The 1,081-nt window shown below is 60.3% G+C and carries 1 protein-coding gene; it reads right to left on the bottom strand.

The window, feature by feature from the left end:
• Positions 1-14: 14 nt before the first annotated feature.
• Positions 15-1,031, bottom strand: coding sequence for an IS30 family transposase (locus tag W930_RS0124950; protein ID WP_023872376.1), 1,017 nt, complete (start codon positions 1,029-1,031; stop codon positions 15-17).
• Between the last annotated feature and the right edge of the window lie 50 nt (positions 1,032-1,081).

Genomic DNA, 1,081 nt, shown 5'->3' on the forward strand with positions numbered 1-1,081 from the left:
GGCGGTCTCAAAAATCAAGCGCAACGATTAGCGAATCGGTTGATTTCCAGCTCTTTGGCCATTGCCTCCTCCGGCGTATCCCATCCGAGGGTCTGACGAGGCCGGCCGTTGAGCAGTTTGGCAATGTCGTTTAGCTGGATCTGAGTGACTGCCGATAGGTCGATGCCTTTGGGCAGAAACTGGCGCAGCAAACCGTTGGTGTTCTCGTTGCTGCCGCGCTGCCAAGGCGCGTGCGGATCAGCAAACCAGATATCGAGATTCAATCGCCTGGAGAGCTCGACATGGCAACTCATTTCCGTTCCGCGATCGTAGGTCAGGCTCTCGCGCAGAAAAGCCGGCAGCTTCTTCATCTGGCGCGTGAAACCCTCCAGAGCGTTCTGGGCCGTACAGCCGTCCATGCGGCACAGCACGACGAAACGCGTCTTGCGCTCCACCAGCGTGCCCACGGAGGAACGGTTGAACGCCCCCTTGATGAGGTCGCCTTCCCAATGTCCCGGCAGTTGCCGCAGCTCAATCTCCTCAGGCCGGTGAACGATGCGCAGCGCTTCGGGCACGAATCCGCCGCCAGCGAGCGTTGTGCGTCGGCGTCCACGCGCGGGCTTTTCCTGGCGCAATGCTTCGATCATTGCCTGCTTGAGCCCGCCTCGTGGATGGGCGTATATCGCAGCGTAAATCGTTTCGTGGCTGACGCGTTGGTCGGGATCGTCGGGATACATACGGCGAAGTCTGGCAGCAATCTGCTGCGGCGACCAGCGCCAATAGACCAGTCGGTCATGCACATGCCGATACAGCGCGCTGCCAGCACGCAGCTTGCGCCGGCGGCCGCAACCTTCACGACGAGCACGGTACGTCGACGCCGCACGCGTTGCATCGTAGTGCGCCGCCGTATCGCCGTTGCGTGCGAGTTCGCGTGAAACCGTCGAGGCGCTTCGCCCGAGTCGTCGTGCGATGGCTCTTGTGCTGCTGCCGCTTCGATGTTCGATCATGATGACCGCGCGTTCTTCCGCGCTCAGATGCTTGTACTTCCTCATCGCAACACCTTACTCGATTCAAAGTGTTGCACTTGAAGCTAGAGACTAAG

Source organism: Pandoraea sp. E26, assembly GCF_000681415.1.
GTDB classification, from domain to species: Bacteria; Pseudomonadota; Gammaproteobacteria; order Burkholderiales; family Burkholderiaceae; genus Pandoraea; species Pandoraea pnomenusa.

Excerpts from the sequence above, each read along its gene's own strand:
- W930_RS0124950 (WP_023872376.1), bottom strand. The coding sequence starts at position 1,031 with ATGAGGAAGTACAAGCATCTGAGCGCGGAAGAACGCGCGGTCATCATG.